This is a genomic window from Hungatella hominis, from assembly GCF_014288005.1.
Classification (GTDB): domain Bacteria; phylum Bacillota; class Clostridia; order Lachnospirales; family Lachnospiraceae; genus Hungatella; species Hungatella effluvii.
This window is the reverse complement of record NZ_JACOPB010000076.1, coordinates 1-575: the sequence shown is the minus strand read 5'-3', so window position 1 is coordinate 575 and position 575 is coordinate 1. Positions and strand designations below refer to the sequence as shown.

Here is a 575-nt window from a genome sequence, read left to right as displayed (position 1 = left end):
ATATCCGACCAGTTAAAGACCGGGCTGCCCTCCTGCGCGCCCGCTGCATAACCATATAAAACCGAAGAATCAAACCGATAGAAATCTTTGTTCACACCTCCGTACAGACATGCTGTTGCGCCCAGATAGATTTTGTCTTTACTCCAATCCCGGCTCTTCATGTCCACTGTCAGCAGGTCATAGTTCATACGGTCCGGGGAAGTTGCACAAATACCAATCTGTCCCCCGGCAGTCGTTGTGGTTGTCATAAGATTTCCCTCATAGTCGAGAGAAAATAAGAAACTGCCGTCATTGTCGAACAGATAGACCAGCGTATTTCTGCCTTTAGCAGCCACACAGATATTTCCCTCTCTATCAATGCTGAGGAACAAATCTCTTCCAACTGCCGATATGACTGAGGTGTCCATCACACCTGCCAGGTCAACCGACTGAACCAGTGAACCGCTGTTGTCAAATTTCCTTAAACTATAGACGCCGGCCTGTTCCAGGCAAACCGCCCAGATACTGTTGTCCGGGGCAAAGCCAAAATCCAGAAGCGAAACCGAGGCGTCCAGCTCCAGATTCTGTTTCAAAAA

Annotated in this window: 1 pseudogene; it reads right to left on the bottom strand. The window is 48.7% G+C overall.

The features are described from left to right. Positions 1-575: pseudogene (locus H8S75_RS32405) on the bottom strand (hypothetical protein); the annotation flags it as partial.